General features: G+C 37.2%; 18 protein-coding genes. 14 read left to right on the top strand and 4 right to left on the bottom strand.

The window, feature by feature from the left end:
* Positions 1 to 11: 11 nt before the first annotated feature.
* Positions 12 to 2,435 (bottom strand): endopeptidase La, encoded by a 2,424-nt coding sequence (gene lon, locus ABMA78_RS14475; protein WP_392861077.1) that lies wholly within the window; start codon positions 2,433 to 2,435, stop codon positions 12 to 14.
* Between the two features lie 207 nt (positions 2,436 to 2,642).
* On the opposite strand from lon, the gene glmU reads away from it, so the two are divergent.
* From glmU to ABMA78_RS14440, 7 genes are all read left to right on the top strand, one after another.
* Positions 2,643 to 4,031, top strand: a complete 1,389-nt coding sequence (glmU, locus tag ABMA78_RS14470; RefSeq protein WP_392861075.1) for a bifunctional UDP-N-acetylglucosamine diphosphorylase/glucosamine-1-phosphate N-acetyltransferase GlmU — start codon at positions 2,643 to 2,645, stop codon at positions 4,029 to 4,031.
* 79 nt (positions 4,032 to 4,110) lie between these two features.
* On the top strand, positions 4,111 to 5,940 hold the full coding sequence (gene glmS, locus ABMA78_RS14465) for a glutamine--fructose-6-phosphate transaminase (isomerizing) (RefSeq protein WP_392861074.1): 1,830 nt from the start codon (positions 4,111 to 4,113) through the stop codon (positions 5,938 to 5,940).
* A 23-nt stretch (positions 5,941 to 5,963) separates the two neighbouring features.
* Positions 5,964 to 8,195 carry an ATP-dependent helicase gene (locus ABMA78_RS14460; RefSeq protein ID WP_392861072.1) on the top strand — a complete coding sequence of 744 codons (2,232 nt, stop codon included), beginning with the start codon at positions 5,964 to 5,966 and terminating at the stop codon, positions 8,193 to 8,195.
* An 18-nt stretch (positions 8,196 to 8,213) separates the two neighbouring features.
* Positions 8,214 to 10,448 (top strand): hypothetical protein, encoded by a 2,235-nt coding sequence (locus tag ABMA78_RS14455; RefSeq protein ID WP_392861070.1) that lies wholly within the window; start codon positions 8,214 to 8,216, stop codon positions 10,446 to 10,448.
* Complete coding sequence (locus tag ABMA78_RS14450; protein ID WP_392861069.1) at positions 10,441 to 11,349, top strand: hypothetical protein; 909 nt, start codon at positions 10,441 to 10,443, stop codon at positions 11,347 to 11,349. The genes ABMA78_RS14455 and ABMA78_RS14450 overlap by 8 nt, the downstream gene beginning before the upstream one ends.
* Entirely contained in the window at positions 11,330 to 11,773 is a 444-nt protein-coding gene (locus ABMA78_RS14445; protein WP_392861067.1) for a cyclic nucleotide-binding domain-containing protein, read from the top strand. Before ABMA78_RS14450 ends, ABMA78_RS14445 begins: the two co-directional genes overlap by 20 nt.
* On the top strand, positions 11,766 to 12,143 hold the full coding sequence (locus ABMA78_RS14440) for a hypothetical protein (protein WP_392861065.1): 378 nt from the start codon (positions 11,766 to 11,768) through the stop codon (positions 12,141 to 12,143). The genes ABMA78_RS14445 and ABMA78_RS14440 overlap by 8 nt, the downstream gene beginning before the upstream one ends.
* Here the strand turns inward: ABMA78_RS14440 and ABMA78_RS14435 are convergent.
* Together ABMA78_RS14435 and ABMA78_RS14430 are read right to left on the bottom strand one after the other, a co-directional pair.
* Entirely contained in the window at positions 12,138 to 12,569 is a 432-nt protein-coding gene (locus tag ABMA78_RS14435; protein ID WP_103218405.1) for a FliG C-terminal domain-containing protein, read from the bottom strand. The genes ABMA78_RS14440 and ABMA78_RS14435 overlap by 6 nt on opposite strands.
* Positions 12,570 to 12,587: 18 nt before the next feature.
* Positions 12,588 to 13,013 carry a hypothetical protein gene (locus ABMA78_RS14430; protein ID WP_392861063.1) on the bottom strand — a complete coding sequence of 142 codons (426 nt, stop codon included), beginning with the start codon at positions 13,011 to 13,013 and terminating at the stop codon, positions 12,588 to 12,590.
* An 82-nt stretch (positions 13,014 to 13,095) separates the two neighbouring features.
* Here ABMA78_RS14430 and ABMA78_RS14425 point away from each other — a divergent pair, with 82 nt between their 5' ends.
* Positions 13,096 to 14,277: a thiolase family protein gene (locus tag ABMA78_RS14425; protein WP_392861061.1), complete on the top strand. Its 1,182-nt coding sequence runs from the start codon at positions 13,096 to 13,098 to the stop codon at positions 14,275 to 14,277.
* The gene (locus ABMA78_RS14420) at positions 14,278 to 15,603 is read left to right on the top strand and encodes a hypothetical protein (RefSeq protein WP_392861059.1); all 1,326 of its coding nucleotides are present in this window, start codon (positions 14,278 to 14,280) and stop codon (positions 15,601 to 15,603) included.
* A gap of 242 nt (positions 15,604 to 15,845) precedes the next feature.
* On the opposite strand, the gene ABMA78_RS14415 is transcribed toward ABMA78_RS14420, so the two are convergent.
* On the bottom strand, positions 15,846 to 16,391 hold the full coding sequence (locus ABMA78_RS14415; protein ID WP_392861057.1) for a hypothetical protein: 546 nt from the start codon (positions 16,389 to 16,391) through the stop codon (positions 15,846 to 15,848).
* A 90-nt stretch (positions 16,392 to 16,481) separates the two neighbouring features.
* Here ABMA78_RS14415 and ABMA78_RS14410 point away from each other — a divergent pair, with 90 nt between their 5' ends.
* From ABMA78_RS14410 to ABMA78_RS14390, 5 genes are all read left to right on the top strand, one after another.
* Complete coding sequence (locus ABMA78_RS14410; protein WP_392861055.1) at positions 16,482 to 17,351, top strand: HEAT repeat domain-containing protein; 870 nt, start codon at positions 16,482 to 16,484, stop codon at positions 17,349 to 17,351.
* Positions 17,352 to 17,462: 111 nt separating this feature from the next.
* Complete coding sequence (locus ABMA78_RS14405) at positions 17,463 to 17,966, top strand: ubiquinol-cytochrome c reductase iron-sulfur subunit (RefSeq protein WP_021267552.1); 504 nt, start codon at positions 17,463 to 17,465, stop codon at positions 17,964 to 17,966.
* 29 nt (positions 17,967 to 17,995) lie between these two features.
* Positions 17,996 to 18,778, top strand: a complete 783-nt coding sequence (locus ABMA78_RS14400) for a cytochrome b N-terminal domain-containing protein (RefSeq protein ID WP_021267697.1) — start codon at positions 17,996 to 17,998, stop codon at positions 18,776 to 18,778.
* 31 nt (positions 18,779 to 18,809) lie between these two features.
* On the top strand, positions 18,810 to 19,886 hold the full coding sequence (locus ABMA78_RS14395) for a putative membrane protein (protein ID WP_021267606.1): 1,077 nt from the start codon (positions 18,810 to 18,812) through the stop codon (positions 19,884 to 19,886).
* A 61-nt stretch (positions 19,887 to 19,947) separates the two neighbouring features.
* Positions 19,948 to 22,779, top strand: a complete 2,832-nt coding sequence (locus ABMA78_RS14390; RefSeq protein WP_392861052.1) for a c-type cytochrome — start codon at positions 19,948 to 19,950, stop codon at positions 22,777 to 22,779.
* Positions 22,780 to 22,782: the final 3 nt, after the last annotated feature.

Below are 22,782 nucleotides of genomic sequence, written 5' to 3'. Positions count from 1 at the left end.
GCCCTCTCTATTTAAGCGGCAACGCCAGCTTTAGTTTTTTCTTGATGTTTTTCGTCCACTTTTTTCATTTGAACTTCTTTCTTATAACCTGCCCAGTCTACTAGGGCGATATCAAGAACTTCATCAATTGTTTTAACAGGAACAAAATTGATTTTCTCTCTTAGGTTCTCTGGAATATCAACAAGGTCTTTCTTGTTACCCCATGGAATAACAACTGTAGAGATTCCCATTCTAAGTGCAGCAAGTGCTTTTTCTTTAAGTCCACCAATTGGAAGAACTTTTCCTGTTAAAGTAATCTCACCAGTCATTGCAACATCACGGCTAACTGGAACACCTGTACAATTTGATACTAGGGCAGTTGCTAATGTGATACCTGCAGAAGGTCCATCTTTTGGAGTGGCACCAGCTGGTAAGTGTACGTGGAACTCGTGATTTTCAAAAATATCTTCATCGATTCCCATGTAAAGTGCACGAGATCTGATGTAGTTAATTGCCGTTTTTGCAGACTCTTTCATTACGTCACCAAGCTGACCAGTAAGAGTTAGTCCTTGTCCTTTCATCTTTGTTGTTTCGATGTAAAGAACTTCACCACCGTGAGATGTCCAAGCTAGTCCAGTTGATACACCAACTTCATCTTCATCTTTGTGATCTTCTTTTACGAAGATAGGTGGTCCTAGGTATTTAACAACAGTATCTTTTACGATATGTGTTTTACCCATATCGCCTTTAGCAATCTTCATTGCTACTTTACGACATAGAGTACCGATTCTTCTTTCTAAGTTACGTAGTCCAGCTTCAGAAGTGTAGTGCTCGATAACACTTTCAACACCTTCATCAGTGAATACCACGTGCTCATTGTTGATCCCATTTTCATCCATTTGCTTTGGAATGATATATCTCTTAGAGATTTCAACTTTTTCTTCTCTTGTGTAACCAGATAGATTGATTACTTCCATACGATCTCTTAGTGGACCTGGAATATTTTCAAGCATATTTGAAGTTGCAATAAACATACAGTTTGAAAGATCAAATGGTACGTTTAGGTAGTGATCTCTAAACTCTACGTTTTGTTCTGGATCTAGAACTTCTAGTAGGGCCGCTGATGGATCACCTTTATAGTCACCAGATAGCTTGTCGATTTCGTCAAGTAGAACAACTGGGTTATTTGTTTTTGCTTGCTTCATCGCTTGAATAAAACGACCTGGCATTGCTCCAACATATGTTCTTCTATGACCTCTAATCTCTGCTTCATCTTTTACACCACCAAGAGAAATTCTTACAAATTCTCTTCCTGTTGCACGAGCAATAGACTTCCCAAGTGAAGTTTTACCAACACCAGGAGGACCTTGGAAACATAGGATTGGTCCTTTCATATCATCACCCTTAAGTTGTCTAACTGCTAGGTGCTCAAGAATTCTTTCTTTGATTTGAGTAAGTTCAAAGTGGTCTTCATCAAGGATCTCAAGAGCAGAGTTAAGATCAATATGCTCTTCAGATTTTTTACTCCATGGAAGATCACACATCCACTCAATATAGTTTCTCATAATACTTGCTTCAGACGAGTCTGGGTGCATTTTTTCAAGACGCGCAAGTTGCTTAGTTGTTTCTTTAAGAACTTCTTCTGGCATTCCTGCTTCTTCAACTCTTTTTCTGAACTCTGCAAACTCATCTTGTTCTGAGTTACCATCACCAAGTTCTGACTTAATCGCTTTGATTTGTTCTTTTAGGAACACATCTCTTTGATTAGCATTCTCAGATGAAGCATTTGTTTTCATCTTTTGTTGCATCATTAGGATTTCTAATTCGCGGTTTAGAATATCATTGATTGCATGTAGACGATCAACTGGATCTAGTGTTTCAAGAATTGTTTGTGCTTCTGAAACATGTAGATTTAAATTTGATGCAATTAAATCTGCAAGTCTCGAGGCATCTGTAATATCTTCAAGAACCATTAGAATATCTGGAGAAAGAACTTTTCCAAGTTGAATAACTTTTTCAAGTTGTTCCTTGATCGTTCTCATAAGTGCTGTCGTTGCAATATTTGAACTATCAGTCACTGTATCTTCAACCTTTTCTACTTTTGTAATATAGAAAGGTGATTGTTGTTCAAATGAAGTGATTCTAGCTTTTGATAAACCTTGTACTAGAATTTTAATTCTTCCATCTGGAAGTTTTCTCATTCTCATGATCATGGCAACAGTACCAAGTTCATAAATCTCTTCTGGTGCAGGATGTTCTGCAACAATATCTTTCTGACTCGAAAGTAGAATCAGACGATCTGAATGATTAATAGCGTGGTCAATAGCTTTGATTGATGCTTCTCTACCAACAAATAGAGGTAAAATCATAAATGGATAAATAACTAAGTCTCGGATTGGTAAGAGGGCCAATTCTTCCTTAAACTCAATGTTCTCACCCTCGTAATTTGTAACCATAAATCTTTCCTCCAACAGGTCGGCGCAATATAGGCAATTTGTTCTTAATTAACATCGGGCAATAAAAAAAACTCTTTAATAAAAAGAGCGAAAATGCGTGATTTTTTTGAGTTTTTTAACTGATTTTTTTGCTATGATTTAGTTAATGTGTTGTAATTTCATAAAGTGAAAAGAGACCGATATAGTCGGTTATTAGGAGTTTTTAAAATGTCAGAACATACGACAAAGAAAGTTGCGGTAGTTGTACTTGCTGCAGGTAAGGGAACAAGATTAAAAATGGATATCCCAAAACCACTTGCACCATTACACCAAAATACTTTAGTCGATTATGTCATCGAAACATTTAAAGATTTTGGCGACATCACTTTAGTAACAGGACATCAACGTGAACTTGTTGAAGAACATGTTAATGAACGCTTTACAGGTATAAATTACGTTTATCAAAAAGAGCAATTAGGGACAGGGCATGCAGTTCAGACTTATTTGAACGATTTTGAAAACTCTCGTGGCTATGATTATACAATTGTGACATGTGCGGATACACCGCTAATTACAAAAGAAACAATTAGCGCTCTGATTGAAGAAATTGAAAAAGGTCCAAATGCTGTTTGTGCAACTTTTACAGCAAGTAATCCTACAGGTTACGGAAGAATTATTCGCAAGGGTACTGGCTTTCAAATCGTTGAAGAAAAAGATGCAACAGATGAGCAAAGGCTTGTAACTGAAGTTAACTCTGGTCTCTATATTTTTAAAACTCTTTATTTAATGGATCATGTTTTTAATCTTTCAGATAATAACAAATCAGGAGAATTCTATTTAACTGATACATTCAACCCTGAAGCGAATGTTACTCCACTTTTATTTGAGGATGCTCGTGAATTCTTAGGTGTAAATAACTTAATTCAACTCTCAAATGCAGATATTTATTTAAGACGCTCAATCGCTCGCTACCTAATGCTAGAAGCGGGGGTGCGCTTTTCAGATCCATCACACACATATTGTTATTCAAAAAATATTGGTCAAGGAACACACCTTTTCCAAAATGCTTTTATCGATGACAAAACAGTGATTGGAAAGAATGTAGTCATCGAGCAAGGCGTAACAATTAAGAATTCAATTATTGAAGATGGTGCGATCATTAAGGCCAATTCATATATTACAGATTCAAAAGTATCTAAAGGTGCTTCAATTGGGCCTATGGCACAGCTTCGACCTGGAAGTGATATTGGTGAAGGCGCAAAAATCGGAAACTTCGTCGAGATTAAAAAATCTAAGATTGGTAAGAAGTCTGCAGTTTCTCACTTAAGTTATGCAGGTGATGCTGAGATTGGAGACAATGTAAATATTGGCTGTGGCTTCATTACTTGTAATTACGATGGGGCCAATAAGCATAAAACAATTATTGGTGATGGATCATTTATTGGATCAGATTCACAAATGATTGCTCCTATTGAGATTGGTAAAGAATGCTATGTCGCATCAGGTTCAACTATTAGCAAAAGTATGCCAGATGGTTCATTTGCAATTGCCAGAGGGCGTCAAGAGACGAAAGAGGGCATGGCAAAGCGTTTCATTAGGAAAAAAAGCGACAAATAGGCCCGCAAAAATTTTATTTTCGCCCGCAAAATGGTATCTTTCTTAAATTAGTATTTTTTAAACATATAAGGAAGTGACTATGTGCGGAATTGTTGGGCATTTAGGGCCATCAAATTCAGTTGACGTTGTTCTAGAAGGACTTAGAAGATTAGAGTATCGTGGCTACGATTCAGCTGGAGTTAGTTTCATCAGTAAAAATGATGAACTTCTCGTTTATAAAAAAGAAGGTAAAATCGCTAACCTTGAAGCCGAGCTTGAAGGCAAAGATATTCATGCAAGATCTTGCATTGGGCACACTCGTTGGGCCACTCACGGTGGTGTAACAGATTATAATGCTCACCCACACGTATCAACAAAAGATGGAATTGCAATGGTTCACAATGGAATCATTGAGAATGCTACTGAAATCAGAAATGAACTAAAAGAGCATGGAATCTACTTTGAATCTGAAACAGATTCTGAGACTTTTCTTGGGCTTCTTATTTTTCACAAGCGTCAAGGAACTCCAATTAAAGAAGCAGTCATCAAATCTTTTGAAAGAATTGAAGGATTTTCTGCATTTGTTATTCTAAATCGTGAAACAGATGAAATCTTTGCAATTAAAAAAGGTGCTCCACTAGTATGTGGAAGTAATGAAGTAAACTCTGAAGTATTTGTTTCAAGTGATCCATATGCTCTTGCAGGTATGGCAAACCGTATTTACTTCCCTGAAGATAATGTTCTTTGCCATTTAAGTGTTAAGAATAATCAACTACTGAACTTCTATGAGTTAGATGGAACAAAGACTCAAAGGTATATGTCAAAAGAGCAGACGATCGATCACGATCCTGCTTCAAAGGGTGAATTCGAGCACTATATGCTTAAAGAAATTCACGAGCAGCCAGAGCTAATTCGTTCTCTTACTCAATACTACTTTCAAGGAGAAGGGAAAGAGAGTTTAGAGGCAGCAACAAAACTTCCAATGGAAGCTGTTAGTATTACTGCCTGTGGGACTGCTTACTATGCAGGTCTTATGATTAAGGATTACTTTGAGTCAAGTAACCGCATTAGATGTTTTGCAGAAGTTGCAAGTGAGTTCCGTTACAGAAATCCAATTCTGAATCAGAATGAATTAGCGATGTTTATTTCACAGTCCGGTGAAACTGCAGATACGCTTGCGGCCCAAACAATGTGTAAAGAAAGAGGCATGAAATCTCTTTCAATTGTAAATACTGAAGGCTCTACGCTGTACCGTGATTGTGATGTCAATCTTATGATTCGTGCAGGTATTGAAATTGGTGTTGCTTCAACAAAGGCTTTCACTCAACAAGTTCTAACAGGGAAAACACTTTCTGAAGTAATTGCAAATGGAAGTATGAATGATGAATTAAGAAATTCGTTATCAGCACGTTATAGCTTACTTGCTCAAAGAGTAGAGCAGTTACTTGATAATACGAAGCCTATTAAAGATGTTGCAGATGCAATCTATAAGTTTAAAGGTTTCTTTTATACAGGACGTGGGTCTTACTTCCCAATTGCACTTGAGGGTGCCTTAAAACTAAAGGAAATCGCATACGTTCATGCCGAAGGTTATGCTTCAGGGGAACTTAAGCACGGTCCAATCGCCTTAATTGACGAAGAAAAAGTAAATATCGCCTTAGTTGGTGAAGAGCTATATGAGAAAACAGTTTCAAATATTCAAGAAATTAAAGCTCGTAAGGGTCTAATCGTTTCAATTGGTCCAAAAGGTAAGGAAGATTTAAGAGAAATTTCAGATCACTATATCGAACTTAACTTTGAAGGACTTGGAGATTTAGCACCTCTTTATGTAAACGTAGTTAACCAACTACTTGCATATTATATTGCTAAGAATTTAGGAACAGATATTGATAAACCAAGAAATCTGGCGAAGTCAGTAACTGTAGAATAAAAAAGAGTAAATTAGGAATTTAAATGAAGTTAGATCATCTCAACATTCAACAACGTCAAGCCGTTAAAGAGATTGATGGACCAATGATGATCCTTGCTGGTGCAGGATCAGGAAAGACGAGAACGCTTGTAACAAAGATTGCTTATCTTTTAGAAGAAAAGAATATTTCTCCTTTTCAATTATTGGCCCTAACTTTCTCGAATAAGGCCGCAAAAGAAATGCGTGACCGTGTCGGACGTGATGTTAGTTGTGATGTGGGTGCTCTTCAAGTGACTACATTCCACTCTTTCTGTGCAAAAATGCTAAGGTCTGAGGCAAACTACTTAGGCCTTAGTCGTAATTTTACGATTTATGATACGTCTGAACAAAAGAGTGTTGTAAAAGCGATCTTGAATCGTCGTGGAATTTCTCAAAAAGAAACAGCTCCGTCTGAAGTACTATACTTTATTGAAGACCTTAAGAATCACGGGCATTACCCTGATCGTGATATTTCAGATAAAGATTATGAAGTAGAAAGAGATGATATCTTCTACGATATGTATCTTGAGTATGAAAAGGAACTTCACAAGGCCAATGCGACAGATTTTGGTGGTCTTATCTGTGGTGTTATTCAGCTCTTCGAAAAGTTTTCTGAAGTGCTTGAAAGATACCAGGATCGTTTCCGCTATATCCTTGTGGATGAGTATCAGGATACGAACCGTGCTCAATTTGATCTAGTTACAAAGCTTGCTATGAAAAGAAGAAATATCTGTGTTGTTGGGGATGAGGATCAGTCGATCTATTCTTGGCGTGGAGCAGATATTCGAAATATTCTAGACTTCGAAGAAGTGTACAGTGATGCTCAAATTTTAAAACTAGAGCAGAATTACCGATCATCTAAAAATATCATTGAAGCCGCTGGAGCAGTTATCTGTCGAAATACTCAACGTAAGGGAAAGAGTATGTGGACTGATAACCCTGAAGGTGAGTCAATTGAGATTGTCGAATGTTCTAGTGATCGTGAAGAAGCTGACTTTGTCGCAGAACAATTAATTCATCATCATAATGAAGATGGAGTTAATTACGATGAAATGGCAGTTTTCTATCGAACTAATTCTCAATCAAGACAAATTGAAGATGCTCTTAGAAAATCTAATATCCCGTATCGAGTTGTCGGTGGGATTAAGTTCTACGAGAGAAAAGAAATTAAGGATTTAATTGCCTATATTAGACTTCTTGTTAATGACAAAGACTCATTGGCCTTAAGTCGTATTATTAATGTACCAACTCGTGGGATTGGTGCAACAACGTTAAGAAAAATCGAAGAAGAGGCAATCAAGTCTGATAGTTCTCTTTGGGAAGTTGTTAATAGAATTGTGGATAATCCAGAAGATTTTAAACATATTAGACTTTCGTCTCGTGTGAAGTCTTCTCTTTCGCAATTTGTTCACTTAATCACTGAAGCCAAAGTTGCGCATGATGAAGGTGAAGGTTTAGAGACTGTTTATGAAAAACTTCTCTATGAATCTGGTTACTGGGAAATGCTTCGAGCAGCAAAAGACTATGAGTCGCAAGCTCGTATGGAAAACTTAGAAGAGCTTGGTAGTGCCTTTACTCAATTTGAGGATCAAAATCCTGACGGCCGTTTTGGCGCCTTTTTAGAAACAATCACTCTTGATAATTCAGTGATTGGACAAGAGGAAGAAAATCAGGGGGAAGTATCCCTAATGACAATTCATGGCGCCAAAGGTCTTGAGTTCGAATATGTCTTCGTTACAGGTGTTGAGGAGACAGTCTTTCCAAGTTATCAGTCAATCGAAAATGGCGAAGTTGCAATTGAAGAAGAGCGTCGTCTTTTCTATGTTGCGATGACTAGAGCAATGAAAAGACTCTATATCACCTTTGCACAAGGGCGTATGTTATTTGGACAATTACGCTTCAATGGCTTTAGCCGCTTCATTCAAGAAATACCGAATAAATTTTATATCTGGAAGAAACTAGGTGGTGGGCGTCAGCAATCAATGGATAATGATTGGGACGACCTATGTGATCCGGTTTATGATGATGAGCCTGTTTACAGAGTTGAAAAATCGCCAAGTATAAGTGCAAAGAAAGTAACTTATCCTAAGGGATCAAAAATTGTTCACTCTCTTTATGGTGAAGGAACTGTTTTAGAGTGTATTGGCCCGACAGGAGATGAAAAGGTAACGATTAAATTTAATGACGGTGCACAGAAAAAATTCATGGCAAAATTTGCACCACTGACTTTAATCTAAAATACCATTGGAGGGTATGTGAAAACTAAGTCACCATTAAAAATAATATTTTTATTTTTAGGTTTTTTAATTGTCTTCTCTGCAATCATATTAATTGTTGCTAAAAAGAACTTAAAACCAGACGACATAAGGCAGGCTTTTACTACTCAACTTCAAAAGACTTTACCAAATGCTGAAGTATTAACTCAGTCTCTTGATTACTCCCTTGGCCTTAATTCTAAAGTTAATATTAGGGGCGTTGATATTCTTTATCCCCATGGTGGCCGAAAGCTTCCCCTTTGCTCATTTGATAATCTACAAATTGAAATCCCATTTTGGACGATGCTTATGGGATACGGGACGATCTCTGTAAATATTGATAATCCGAAAGTAAGTTATATCGAGTTCAAGAAGGGCTCTAATTGGGAAAACTCTTTTACTTCAAAAGAAGTGGTTAGCTTTAAAGAGGAAAAGAAAATTACAGCTAAAGAGAAAGGAAAAGATGAAAGTTCTGACTCTGGCTTGGCCGTTCTAAGTTTTTTTTCTGATGCATCTTTGAATTTTAATGTAACGAATATTAATGCAAACTATGCTCTTAGAAGTGGAAGCTTTGGTGAAGTTAATATTGAAAAACTTGCACTTAGAGATATTGGTTTCAATACAACGTCTGTTTTCGAGTTGAAGTCTCATTTCATTCTTTCAAAAGGGAAGCCAAATGAAACATCTTTTGATGTTTTAATAATTGGTGAAACTGTACTTGATAAGTGGCTTGAAGAGAAAAAGCTAAATTTCAATGCTGAAGTCGATATTAATAATGTTAAATCAAGTGTTCTTATAAAACCTCTAAAAAAGTTTTCTGTAAAAATGGATGGTGGTGTTGAGAAGAAGATTATGTCTTCAAAAGTTGTTGTTGCACTTGAAGAACATCAATTTATGAAATCAAATCTTGATTACGACTTAAGTAAAGAAATTTTAAAATTACATAATATAAATCTTATTAGTGATTTAAATAATATTACTTCTTACTTTGTTAATGTAAGTGCCTTTGGTGTGAAAATCAAAGATGGCCAACTTAAGGTCGAGGGAAGTCTAACTTCTAGAAATGATAAATTATTTCCAAATATAACAACTAGTGTGGATAGTAATATCGTTGCACTTGGCATCCCTGTTGTCGTTAATGTTAAGAATAACTTAAATAGTAAAAAGATAAGATCTGCAATTGAGTTAAAGCTTTTAGAGGGGATTGTGAAAATTGGTCAGTCGACTCCTTTTGTTCTTGGCGTTGATCGTTTTGATTACTTAAAGACTTCTGATATTAATATGCATCTGCAAGACATTCAGATTCCGACAGAGATGAAAGAGCATATGCCTAAGCAGAAAGTTGCTAAGGAAGAAGTAAAAGAAGAAAACTCTGATGTCGATATTTCTAGTACAAACGGAGAAGTCTTTTCAAATTATCCAGTTAAATCAAAAGTTAAGTTCTCCAATGTTATGCTAGGGGAGTCGCCGATTAATGGTCAAATAGGCCTGAGTGTAAACCGTAAAAAATTAAATATTTTATCAAATAGATTAAAACTTGGAACCGCACCGCTAAATCTTAAAGTTAATTCAGAGATTCATAAGAAAGGGAAAACAACAGAAGTAAATGCCTCATTTAGTGATGTAGATATTTCAAGTGCCGCCCTTTTTGTCCCACATGGTATTGTTAAGTCTGTTGAGGGGAAAGCATCAGGTAAGGTTGATGGAAAGTTAATTGGTAAAGGCTATGACTTCAATGTTGCATTAAATGTTAAAGAAGCAAAACTTCATAAGATAAATTTAGCAAATGTTGTAGGCAGTATATTCAACAAACTTGAAAAATTAACTAAAAAGGATATCTCAATTAATGGTGATATTACTGAATTATCATTTAATGGCCGATTAGATGATCGCTATCATCAATTTAAAAGTTATAAAGTAGTATTAGATGAAGGAAAGTACGCTTTAGAAGGAAATGGAAAGATTGATTTTAAGGCCCCAGGGGAGCTTCTTGGTGCTATTGTTGTAAATGAAGAAGAATTAAAGCATGACCTTGTAAGAGATTATGGAACTGCTAAGATTCCGTACCGCCTAGAAGGGATAGGCTATGCTTTAACCAGTGACTATGAGTACACTCTTGAAAAATTGGCCAAGAGTGCTGCTAAGAATTTATTGAAAAAAGAAACAGATAAAGTCCTTGAAAAGAATAAAGGCAAAATAAAAAAATTATTTAAAGGTATTTTCAAAAATGACTAAGAATTTAATTGGTTCTGTAGATATTGGTTCTAATTCTACACTACTACTTATTATCGATCGTGATACTAAAGAAATTGTACAAGAAATCTCGACAATTACAGGGCTCGGTAGAGGACTTGATAAAGAAGGTGTTTTTCAAGAGAAATCAATGGAAGATACTTTTAGGGCCTTGAAGGAATATCAGCAAGAGTGTCAGAGGCTGGGTTGTGATAAAATGATAATTACGGCAACTGAAGCTTCTCGTGTCGCTAAAAATGCTCCTGAGTTTTTCGCTAGAATTAAGTCTGAGCTCGGTTTGGATATTGAAATTATTTCTGGTGAGGGAGAAGCGTATTATACGGCCCTTGGAATTAATGAAATGATGAAGAAGAAGTCAAAGAAGCAGCTCATCTTAGATGTTGGTGGTGCCTCTAGTGAACTTATTCTTATTAAAACAAAACCTTTCGAAATTATTGAAACTGTTTCACTACCAATTGGTTCAGTGAGAGTTGATGATTGGATAAAGGATGGCCAATTAAGAACTAAGGTTGATGAAATTTTTGAAAAGTTTAATCTTGATTCATATGTTGGTCAGGATATTATTGGCGTTGCAGGTACCTTAACAAGCCTTGCCTTGATGTTTTCGGGTGCCCCGGCATATGACGCTGATGCAATAAATAACTACAGTATTGGCCTTGCTGACTTCAATGAGAGTACGGATCGTATTCAACTAGTTGAAGCAAAGGCGCTTGGTAAACAATTTTCTTTCCTAGGAAAGAGATCAAAAACAATACAGTCTGGAGCAATTTGTGCACAGACTATTTTAAACAAGATTGAAGCGAAGAATATCCATTTTTCTACATATGGGCTTCGTTATGGTACAGCACTGAGGGGAGAGATTGATGACGTTTACCGCGTATGAAAGTAGTAAGGTTGAAGTTGAAAACTTACTATTTAAAGAGAGTACAAGTGCTGAATTTATTTTTCTTGTAAAATCTGGAACTCTTTTAACAGTTAAAGAACAAAACGGAAGATTAGTGCCAACTGGTACCCATAAGAAAGGTGACTTCCTTGGAGTTTCTGGTGGAATTAACCGTAAGGTTTATGATGAATCATGCTTTACTATTGAAGATGTTGAAGTCGTGCCTATTCCAATAAGTGAAGTCTCAAAGATTATTGATTCAAATGAACTGTGGCTTAAGAAAATTGTTAATACAACAATTGATCGTCTTGATAGTGCCATTAATATTTTAGCTGAGCATAAAATATTTGATACAGCTAAAAGTAGTGATTTTGTTTTTTCAGATGAAGTTGAGGCCAAGTTTAGGAAGTTAATTAATGAATAAGTTATTGATTCTATTTTGTACTCTCTTCGTATTTTCTTGTACTGATAGGAGTAGTGATTGGCACGGTGGAGCTGACTCAAATAAGAATGGTGTCCGTGATGACATTGACTCATGGATTGAAAAGAAAACGAAGGGTGATGAGAGGCTTAAGAAGGCCCTTGTAAATCTTGCTAAGATTAATCCCGCCAAATGTGAATATTCAATTAAGGCGAAATGTCTGGATCAGTTAAGTGATGATGGAATTCTTCTTCAGATTGAACTACTTGATTTACAGCTTAATACAAAAGAGTTGAGGGCAGAATTTGAGGGCAATGTTAAGAACTGCCCCCAAATTGATGATCGAAAAATTAATTATAAATGTGATTTATAGACTTAGTCGTCCTCTGTTATTGAGGGCGACAATTGTGTCAGTTACACGCTTTCTTGCTCTTTGAATATCGCGTGCCTCATTTGCTCCAAGGTTTTTGACAAGATAAGAGTAAGCTTCTTCTGCAGCTTCTCTTGGTAGAATAGTAAGAACTTTCTTTTGAAAAGATTTCTCACACTCCTTAAGAGCAACACCAATAACAGGTGCTTTAATAAACTTAACAACTTGGTTTAGATCAATCTCGTCTAGTGCGTAGATTGTATCGAAAGTAATACTTTCAGCATAAAGCTCTTTGGCAAGAGTAGGGTTTCTCATTTGAATATTCTTCAAGAGAGTGGCCCTTTCATCTGCATTCATAAATTTTAGCATCTCAATAATCTGGGCCTTTCCATTTATAAATACACCACCATTTTGCTTATTCGCTTCCATTTACTTTCCTTTGGGAGATTATGCCTCTTCCCACTTCATTTTTTCTTTCATGTATTTCTCGCGCGCTTGATCAAGTGTATCTCGATGCGACTCATTCATTTGCGCGATCTGATTATCATGAGTTTCCTTAAGTTCTGCAACTCTCGCCTCATGAGTCTTCTTCATATTTTCAAGCTCAAGCTCCATACGACCGTGTTCTTCTTTAACGAGTTCAGTTTGCTTGTCTCTAATTTGCTTTAATTTAAGTTCTGTACTGTTTTCAACACTTTTAATTTCAGTTTCGTAGTGTTTATTGAGTCTCTTTAGGTCGGCAAGGTGCTTCTTCTCAGTCTTCTGATATTCCTGAGAGTTCTCAAGCTTGGCCTTCTTAAGTTGATAGGCATGGCGCTTATACTCTTGCTGTTTGAATCTCTCTAGCTGTTGGCGATTGATTTCTGTTGACATAAATTACTCTTCTTTGACTAGGACATAAAAGCGTCCTAATATATTTTAGTAAGTATTTAACTGTAAGTGAATGGAGGCAAATATGTCCTTAAATAAAGGCCGTCGCGTATTTTTAGTAGGTGGAAAACGAACGCCATTTGGTAAATTTGGTGGTTCTTTAACGGATATTAAGCCAGTTGACTTAGCTGTTACTGCCACAAATTCACTACTTAGTGAAACAGGTGTGAAGGCCGACTTAATTGATCAAGTAATTTTGGGAAATGTTGTCCCTTCATCAACTGATACTATGTACGGTGGGAGGCATCTTGCTCTTAAGGCCGGATGTTCACAAGAAACACCTGGAATCACAATTAATAGACTTTGTGGATCAGGTATACAGGCCATCTTAGATGCCGTTCGCTTAATTAAATTAGAAGAGGCCAATTGTGTGCTTGCTGGTGGAACTGAGAATATGTCGATGGTTCCACATTTAACATATGGTGCACGTTTTGGTACGAAATACGGATCATTGAAGAATGTGGATATGCTTCTTGATGCTCTAACTGATCAACACGCAGGCTGCCCAATGGGGATAACTGCAGAAAATCTTGGGGCAAAGTACGAAGTTTCTCGCTCTGATTGTGATGAATTTTCTCTCTTATCACATCAGCGTGCAACAGCGGCCTACGAAGATGTAAAGCTTCAAAAAGAAATTTGTGAAGTCGAAATCAGAAAGGGTTCAGTTTCAAAGGATGAACATTTAAGAGAAGGTGCTTCTCTTGAAGATATGAATAAACTACGTTCAACTTTTGTTAAAGATGGACTTGTTACTGCTGGTTCTGCATCTGGTATTGTTGATGGAGCGGCGGTTGCACTTGTGGCAAGTGAAGACTTTGTAAAAGAGCATGGGCTAAAACCAATTGCTGAAATTATCGATGGTGCTGTTGTCGGTGTCGATCCAACGATTATGGGGATTGGTCCAGTTCCGGCCATTCGTAAACTTCTTGCAGATAATAAGATGGAACTTGATCAAATTGATCTTGTGGAAATAAATGAAGCCTTTGCAGCCCAAGCACTTGCTTGTATGAAAGAGCTTGCTCTTGATGTAAATAAGGTTAATATCTGGGGAGGAGCAATTGCTCTAGGACATCCTCTTGCTGCATCTGGTACTCGTATTACAACGACTTTAGCAAACCAACTTGCAAGTGAAGGCAAAGAGTATGGTATTGCTAGTGCTTGTATTGGTGGTGGCCAGGGAATTGGTATCTTAATTAAAAGAGTTTAAATGAAAAAAGTTAACGATGAATTAAAGTTCTTTCATCATGATTATGCATCTTTTCGCGACTGGCTTTGCCTCGATATTCAAAATGTAACTTGGCAGGGAAAGTATCGCGAAGACTTTGAACGTTTTTGGGATGTATTCTTTGATGAAGACTTAACTCTTTTTGAGATCTCAAAAAGATTCTACTATATCATCGATAATATTCATGTTGGCCCACTTGAGTCATGGTTTACTTGGCTTAGGGATAAATTTATTTGTTTTGTTTTTATTTCACGTGATGTTTCAATTGAAGAGCTTGCTAGTAATTTACATCAAAGTGAACGCGATACTTCAATCTTACTACGTAGTTTCTTTGTTGAGGTCTTTCCTCAGCATGAAGCTTATATCAATGAACATTTTACTTTAAATGATATTCTTTCAGGCAATCGAAATGTTAATGCAAATCAGCTCGTTACTGACCTTGGTATCGATCTATCATTTTCAGGCAGTCATAATCACGAGATTTTAACTTCTATGGAAGTAACTCTTTACCAAGAGTGGATCTACTTTGTTAAGAAAATGGAGAAAGACTTTCGTGGAACAAACTTTAATATCTCGAGGCTAAAACTTAGAGATAATTTAAGTTCAAAGATGCAAAGTCTCGCTCAAATTTTTGCCTTTATTGGAGTTGCCATCTTTCTCGTTTGGGCAATTGAATTTGCCAATAGAACCTACGAAAAATATCTCTCGGATAAAATTAGCGTCTATGAGCCTCAATTTCGCTGGGAGAATGAAGGTTTAAAATTCACAGAAGAAACGATTGCTGATCAAGAACAAATCGCACAATTTGAATTAGATATTAAAGATATTGAAAATGTTGATGACACTGAAAACTTTCTTGGTGAAACTCTAGAAGATGAAGAGCGTGATGAAGTTGAATCAGAAGTTGTCCTAACTTCAATTGATACCCTTCCACGTGATATTTCTTCGGCCGATAGAGAACAGTCATCTTTTGAAGAAGATATTAAAGGTGGTGGTTATCGTGATAGTCGTTACGGTAATACAAAAGTTTATCGTGTTATGATGAACTCAGCCGATACTGATGAAACGAGAAAACGCCTCAGTAAACTTCTGGATCTTTATCAAGTAACTCAAGTTGATAATGTGAAGCCTGGACTCGCAGTTCCTGGTGGGTTCTACTATAACCTCTATGTTCCAAGATCTTATCTAAAAGAATTTATGGCCCAAGTAAAAGGGGACGACTCCGTAATTATTTACGAATCGAGAACTCGTACTCGTCGAAATCCTGCTGGAAAGAATAAGGTATTTATTTGGCTTAAGGCTATCTAGAAATGAGGTGCCATGCTCTTTTGGTTTCGCATGTGCACAACAAAGGGTGCATGGCACCCTACAGGATCTACATCTGCCCATCTGGAATACTAAAGCATCCGCAAAATTGATTGGCTAAGGCCAATCTATTGTTTGCGGTGCTAGCCCACTAATCTTTAGCTAGAAAACTATTCGAGAGGAGTGCGTTTATGCACGACGGTTCGTCTCAAGGGCCGACGATTTGGAAAACAGTCGTGAAGGACCTACATCTGCCCATCTGGAATACTAAATAATGTTTTCACTTCTCTTAGTAGTTGGTGAGTCTGTCCAAGGAACCACCATTGTCTAACAAATCCAATTAACATCGATGCAATGAATCCATAAGCAACACCAGAGTGTGTTGTCTTCTCAACCATGTTTGTATCGTGTGCACCACCAAGGAAGAAAGCAATCATTCCAAGAATGATCATCAGCATCGTCCAAGGAATTGTTTGTCTCTTTGCAAGATCTGCTTTGTGAACATATCTTTTAACTTTTTCTCTATAAGGAGTTAAGTCGCCAGGAGCTTCATCAAATAATTCATTCAAGTTTTGTTCGCTCGTAAGAATTAAATTGATATTATTCACTAGACGGGCAACACCAATGAAATAAAACATTACGAATGCCTGTGCGAAGATTGTATAAAGATAGGCTGGAATGGCCAATTTAATGTGGCTAATGCCAACATCAACAAATCCTAGTGCTACGCAAGTTGTTAATCCAATTGCAGCAACCATGATAACGATCAGTCCTCTAAGTAGATAGGCCATAATTTCACCTTTTATAATTGTCAACTATACTCTAATTTGCTAATTCTTATCCCATATTTAATAAAACATTTACTATAAGGCAATTTCTTCGTGAGCGAGAAAAATCAAAACACTAAGTTAGATAAAAAACTACTCGAAAGTAATCCGGTAATGGGCTCTTTAATGGTTCCTATTGCAATCGTACTTGTCGGAGCACTAATTATTTTTGGTGTGACAAAGATGCTTTCTAATGACCACTCTTACAAAGACCTAGTTCATGAGATGAAGTCGAAAACCTTTGGTAATAAGTGGATTGCAGCACTTGAGCTTTCTAAAGTCATCTCAGCAGGTGCGGTGAAAGAAGAGGATATTCCATGGTTAGTTACAAATTTAAGAGATATTTATAAGACAACTGTTGATCCAAGAACACGCGACTTCATCGTTGTGGCCATTGGTGCACTTGGAAATGAGGGTGGGCTACCAGTTCTTGAGCATGCTCTACAAACAAATAATCCAGAAATTAATTTTCACGCAATGGTAGCACTGTCAAAAATGCCTAAAGGCATTTCATTTAAGTGGGACCTTGTAAAAAGTTTCATCGAGAAAAATGATGCGGCCATGGTCCAGGTGACAATCCTGACTCTTGCTACTCATGAAGTTGATGGTACAGAAGATTTATTTATTAAGAGGCTTAATAGCGATCTCGGTTTTTCTGTGAGATATGCTGCAGCGACAGCGTTAATCGCATATAAGAACGATCAGGCCATCCCGACAGTTAATGAAATTTTAAACCTAAACGATGAGTCATTGGGTAAGAAATTGACTGTTCAGGAGATCAGTGGCCTTAAATTTAATGTACTCACTGCGTTAAGGCGAGCTGAATGGAAAAAGATGGCGCCAAGCGTTGAGAAAATGATTAATATTGAGAAAGATATAAAAGTAGTTAGTCTTGCAAAGGAAGTTTTAAATTCGTTGAAATAGTGATAACATCCTTCAAAGTATAAAATGAATTTGCAATAACTTATGAATCATAAATTGGGTCATCGTGACTTAAATTTGTGTATTTATGATTAGAAATAGAGGTTTTTTAAAATGTCTGATGATGTAAAAAAACAGTTAAACCGAAGAGAGTTCTTTAGTTTCGTAACTGTTGGTTGGGTAGCCTTCACTTCTGCGGTAGCAGGGTTCTTAACATTAATTTTCCGTTACACTTATCCAAACGTAAACTTCGAGCCAGAGATGGATTTCGTTGCTGGTCGTCCTAACGATTACGAGGAAGGTGTAGACGAGCGTTGGAAGAATGGTTACGGTGTTTGGATTGTAAAAATGGAAGGACGTCTTTTCGCTCTTTCTAACATTTGTACTCACCTTGGATGTGTTCCTAACTGGCTTCCTGCCGAGTTAAAATTTAAGTGTCCATGTCACGGTTCTGGATATTACCAAAATGGTATTAACTTCGAAGGGCCTGCTCCAAGACCACTTGAAAGATATAAAATCTCACTAAATGCTGAAGGAAAAATCATTGTCGATAAAACTAAGATTTATCGTTATGAGAAAGGTCAGTGGGATAATCCACAAAGTTACTTAAAAGTTTAATTTAGATTAATAAATAGGAAGGAATAACAATGGCTAAAAGAGGTGTTGTTGATTACATTAGGGAAACTCAGGTTTGGAAATCAATTTTCAGACATGGGCCTCCAACGAACGCAAGAAACAGAGCTGCTGTCGTAGCTGGTAACGTGTTTTTACACTTACACCCAATCAAACTTAAGAAATCAGGGGTTCAACTTGGTTACACTTGGTGTATGGGTGGACTTACATTTTTCATTTTCTTAGCACTAACTGTTACTGGTGTACTTTTAATGTTCTATTACAGACCAACTGCAGAGTACGCATATAACGATATTATTGCACTTAAAGAGCACGTGCCTTTAGGGATTATGCGTGAAATTCACCGTTGGGGTGCTCACGCCATGGTTATTACTGTGTGGCTTCACATGTTCCGTGTATTTATGACTGGTTCATATAAACCACCTAGAGAATTTAACTGGGGTGTTGGTGTTATCCTTTTAGTATTAACTCTTCTACTATCATTTACTGGTTACCTACTTCCATGGGATCAGCTAGCGATTTGGGCGATTGCCGTTGGTTCAAACATGGCAAAAGCGACTCCTTTTATGGGGCACGGTGGTCCAGGTGCAGCTTTAGCACAAATTGGTGACTTCGTAATGGTTTCTGATAAAAACGACGTTCGTTTCCAGCTTCTAGCAGGACGTTTCGTTGGGGAACCAGCACTACTAAGATTTTATATTCTTCACTGTGTATTCATTCCACTTGTTGTTGGTGTTCTAATTGCAGTTCACTTCTGGCGTGTAAGAAAAGACGGTGGGATTTCAGCACCACTTTAAAAAATATATTTTGAGAGAAAGGGATATATAAATGAAAGAACTTATAAACTGGCTGGCCGATCCGATTAGATCATTCCCGATTACGACGGTCCTATTCTTCTTCATGATGAAGTACTATCGTGTAGTAGGAAGCAAGAAATTTGCTAAATGGGCACTTATTGCTGCTGCACCTATTACAGTTTGGTTTTGTATGGATGCAAACTTTAGAGCAATTATCCTATGGCCAGATAATATTCCAATTAACATTATTATCGTTCTTATTGCTTGGCTTACTTGGTATGCACTTTATAGAGCAGCTGAGAATGACAAGAGAATTGAGAATGGTGAGTGTCCAATCGAGGCACTTCCTGAAAATAGAGAGAAAGTATGGGTATGGCCTAACTTAGTTTTCACTGAGTTAATGTGTATGATCGGTACGACTATCTTCTTAGTAGTTTGGGCAATTATCTTTAAAGCTCCGCTAGAAGAGCCTGCAAACACTACTTGGGCACCTAACCCGGCCAAAGCACCATGGTACTTCCTTGGTCTTCAAGAAATGCTTGTATATTTCGATCCTTGGATGGCAGGGGTTGTTCTTCCAGGTCTTATTCTTGTTGGTCTTATTGCAATTCCATATATTGATACTAACCCAAAAGGGAATGGTTACTTCACAATCAAAGAAAGACCAATCGCTATGTGGGGATTTCTATATGGTTGGATCGTTCTTTGGATGTACCTAATTATCGTTGGTACTTTCTTACGTGGACCAAACTGGACATTCTATGGTCCATTTGAATTCTGGGACTTCCACAAGGTTGTTTCTGAATACAACGTAAACCTTTCTGAATTTGTATGGCTTAAGTGGCTTAACACTCCAATGCCTTCAAATATCGTTGTTAGAGAGATTGTGGGTATAATCCTAACTCTTGGTTACTGTTGTGTACTTCCTGTTGCGATTGCTAAATCGAAGTATGGGAAGAAGATTATCGAGAACACTGGTCAGATTAGATACTATATTTTCATCATCCTTGTACTTGGTATGACATCACTACCAATCAAGATGGTTCTTAGATGGCTATTTAGCTTAAAGTATATTATCGCTCTACCAGAGTGGGAACTTAACCTATAAGCGAATCTGGATATAGATATATAAAGATACTTAAAGAAGAAGTAATAAAGGGTATATAAAAATGTCAAAGAAACATGAGCCAGGCATGGCCTATGATATGAAAAAACTGAATAAGATCTTCGCGATCTTTTCACTGGTTCTTTTGGTTACGGTAATATGGGTATTCCTAGATGATTACATGAGACCATGGAAAGCAATTCAAATCGAGGCAATGAAGATTGAAAAAGAAAAAATTGCCAAAGATATTGCTGAAGAAGAAGCAAAGATCAGTGCTGAAAAAGTAAAGGTTCTTAATGATGAATTAGCGGCAGCTAAGAAATCAGTTGAAGCTAAGAGCAAAGAAATTTCAAAAATTGAAGCAGAGCTTGATCAGGTAATTAAAGATATTAAAAAAGAGCAGATCGTTAATGGTCGTCTAAACTCAGACGTTGCTGCCCTTGCATTTAATTACGGTGTTGCTCACGCTGAACACGCGCCAAATGCTCACTCTTTATTTGAGAAACTTCAAGATAATAAGAAGAAGTTTGCTGCATCTACTGATAAGAAGAAAGCACTTCAAACTAAAGAGAAGAACTTAAAGAGACAACTTGCAGCTTTCAATGCTGATGTTGATTCAGTTAATAAGAAGATCAACGGAATCGTTGGTCGTCTAGAACTTCTTAAGGGTGCAGAGAAGAGAAAAGAAGTAACTCCTGTATTTGCACTAAGAAACCTACCTTTTATCGACTTTATGGACCCAACTGTTAAGGTTCAACAAGTTGTATTAGAAAATATTACTGACGATAGATTCTTTCAACACGTACCGAAAGTTGATCGTTGTATGACTTGTCACACATTCATTGATAAGCCAGGTTACGAAAATCAAGCAAATCCACATAAGACTCACCCTAACTTAGACCTAATGGTTGGAGCTAACGGTAAGCACCCAATGAAGAACTTTGGTTGTACTTCATGTCACGGTGGTGAAGGGCATAGAGTTAATGACTTCAATGCTGCTGCTCACATGCCAGCTACTGAAGAACAAAAACAAGACTGGATTGCAAAGTACAACTGGCATGAACCACACAAGGTACCTATCGTACAATTAAGACGTGGTGATTATGAAGCTGGATGTGTTAAGTGTCACAGTGGTGTTCAGTATATTCCACAGGCAACTACATTAAATGAAGGCCGTCGTGCACTTGAAAAATTTGGTTGTTATGCTTGTCACAAAATTGAAGGTTGGGAGCATAAGAGAAAACCAGGTCCTAGTTTAGAGAAGATCGCTGCAAAGCTTGATAAAGAATTCTTTAAAAACTGGGTTTGGGAACCAAAAGCATTTAATAAGCATGCAAAAATGCCTCAGTTCTTTAACAATGATAACAATAACTCACCAGAGTTCGTTAAGAAGAATATCGCTGAAGTAAATGCAATTGCTGAAGTTATTTACGCACAGTCTGAAAGCTATAAGCCTTTCATGAAATATACTGGTGGTAATAAAGAAAAAGGTAAGCAACTTGTTGGTGAAATCGGATGTCTTGCTTGTCACGGTGTTAAAGATTTTGCTCTTAAGTCTCAAAAAGTTGATGCTCACAAAGGTCCATACCTAGATGGTATTGGTTCTAAAGTAAAAGATGCTAACTGGATGGCTTCATGGCTTAAAAACCCAAGTCACTTCCAAGAAGATACAATCATGCCTTCTTTCAGACTATCTGATAGAGAAGTTAATGATATTACTGCATACCTAATGAGTTTAAAGAACGATCAATTCGGAAAGCTTAAGTTTGCAGAGATGGATAAAGGTGCAAGAGACGAGATCCTTGTAACTTATTTCTCAGCGTTCGATACTATTGAAGTTGCTAAAGCTAAGCTTGCAACAATGAGTGATCACGAAAGAACAATGGAATTAGGACGTCGTTCAATCGGTAAGTACGGTTGTTACTCATGTCACAATATTAAAGGTTTTGAAGATCGTGCACCTATTGGTCCAGAGCTTTCTAAACTTGGTTCTAAGCCTCTAACTCAATTTGGTTTCTCTCATGAGAAAGTTGAGCACTCAAGAGAAGCTTGGATTAAAGCGCACCTATTAAATCCAAGAAGATGGGATAATGGTGTTGATAAGCCATTTAAAGACTTACTAAGAATGCCTCAGTTCCACATGAGCGAAAAAGATGCTGCTCTAATTACAACAGCTCTTATCGGTCAAGTTGATCAGAAGATTCCTCTTAAAGGTGTTAAGAGATACGACGCTGCTGAAACTGTTGCAAATGAAGGTATGAAAGTTGCTGTTAAGTACAACTGTATTGGATGTCACCAAATTGATGGTGAGTTCGGTGATATGCTGAAAATTTACGATGATGTAAACGAAGCGCCACCACGTCTAGTTGAACAAGGACACAGAGTACAAGCTGATTGGTTCCATTACTTCCTTGGTGATGTATATGAAATCCGTCCATGGCTTAAGTTAAGAATGCCTTCTTTCAATATGAGTAAAGAAGAAAAAGAAAAACTAGTTGATATGTTCCGTGTAAAAGCTGACCAACCAATCTTTGATGAAAATGAAAAAGTTGTTTGGGAAAGTAAGGAAGAAAGACGTGCAGCGGTTCAGTTATTTAACGACCTAGCATGTGCTTCATGTCACACTACTGGATTTAATAGAGATCAAGCACTTGCTCCAGATCTTCACTTTGCTAAGAGAAGATTAAGGAAGAGCTGGATTAAGAAGTGGCTTGAAGGTCCAGATAAAATTATGCCTGGTACAACAATGCCATCTTTCTGGCCAGAAGGAGAGGCTGCGGATCCAGAACTTCTTGACGGTGATGCTAAGAGACAAATCGAAGCAGTTACTAAGTACGTACTTGAGTTAGGAAGTGATTTTTACTCACCAAAAGCTAAGAAAGCTGGAAAGAGATAACGG

The sequence above is a fragment of the Halobacteriovorax sp. RZ-2 genome (genome assembly GCF_043196685.1).
In the GTDB taxonomy this organism is placed as follows: Bacteria; Bdellovibrionota; Bacteriovoracia; order Bacteriovoracales; family Bacteriovoracaceae; genus Halobacteriovorax_A.
This window is presented reverse-complemented; position numbering and strand designations above follow the sequence as displayed.

Excerpts from the sequence above, each read along its gene's own strand:
- ABMA78_RS14420 (WP_392861059.1), top strand. The coding sequence starts at position 14,278 with ATGAAAAAAGTTAACGATGAATTAAAGTTCTTTCATCATGATTATGCA.
- ABMA78_RS14415 (WP_392861057.1), bottom strand. The coding sequence starts at position 16,391 with ATGGCCTATCTACTTAGAGGACTGATCGTTATCATGGTTGCTGCAATT.
- ABMA78_RS14395 (WP_021267606.1), top strand. The coding sequence starts at position 18,810 with ATGAAAGAACTTATAAACTGGCTGGCCGATCCGATTAGATCATTCCCG.
- ABMA78_RS14460 (WP_392861072.1), top strand. The coding sequence starts at position 5,964 with ATGAAGTTAGATCATCTCAACATTCAACAACGTCAAGCCGTTAAAGAG.
- lon (WP_392861077.1), bottom strand. The coding sequence starts at position 2,435 with ATGGTTACAAATTACGAGGGTGAGAACATTGAGTTTAAGGAAGAATTG.
- ABMA78_RS14435 (WP_103218405.1), bottom strand. The coding sequence starts at position 12,569 with ATGGAAGCGAATAAGCAAAATGGTGGTGTATTTATAAATGGAAAGGCC.
- ABMA78_RS14440 (WP_392861065.1), top strand. The coding sequence starts at position 11,766 with ATGAATAAGTTATTGATTCTATTTTGTACTCTCTTCGTATTTTCTTGT.
- ABMA78_RS14425 (WP_392861061.1), top strand. The coding sequence starts at position 13,096 with ATGTCCTTAAATAAAGGCCGTCGCGTATTTTTAGTAGGTGGAAAACGA.
- ABMA78_RS14390 (WP_392861052.1), top strand. The coding sequence starts at position 19,948 with ATGTCAAAGAAACATGAGCCAGGCATGGCCTATGATATGAAAAAACTG.
- ABMA78_RS14405 (WP_021267552.1), top strand. The coding sequence starts at position 17,463 with ATGTCTGATGATGTAAAAAAACAGTTAAACCGAAGAGAGTTCTTTAGT.
- ABMA78_RS14445 (WP_392861067.1), top strand. The coding sequence starts at position 11,330 with ATGACGTTTACCGCGTATGAAAGTAGTAAGGTTGAAGTTGAAAACTTA.
- glmS (WP_392861074.1), top strand. The coding sequence starts at position 4,111 with ATGTGCGGAATTGTTGGGCATTTAGGGCCATCAAATTCAGTTGACGTT.
- ABMA78_RS14430 (WP_392861063.1), bottom strand. The coding sequence starts at position 13,013 with ATGTCAACAGAAATCAATCGCCAACAGCTAGAGAGATTCAAACAGCAA.
- ABMA78_RS14450 (WP_392861069.1), top strand. The coding sequence starts at position 10,441 with ATGACTAAGAATTTAATTGGTTCTGTAGATATTGGTTCTAATTCTACA.
- glmU (WP_392861075.1), top strand. The coding sequence starts at position 2,643 with ATGTCAGAACATACGACAAAGAAAGTTGCGGTAGTTGTACTTGCTGCA.
- ABMA78_RS14400 (WP_021267697.1), top strand. The coding sequence starts at position 17,996 with ATGGCTAAAAGAGGTGTTGTTGATTACATTAGGGAAACTCAGGTTTGG.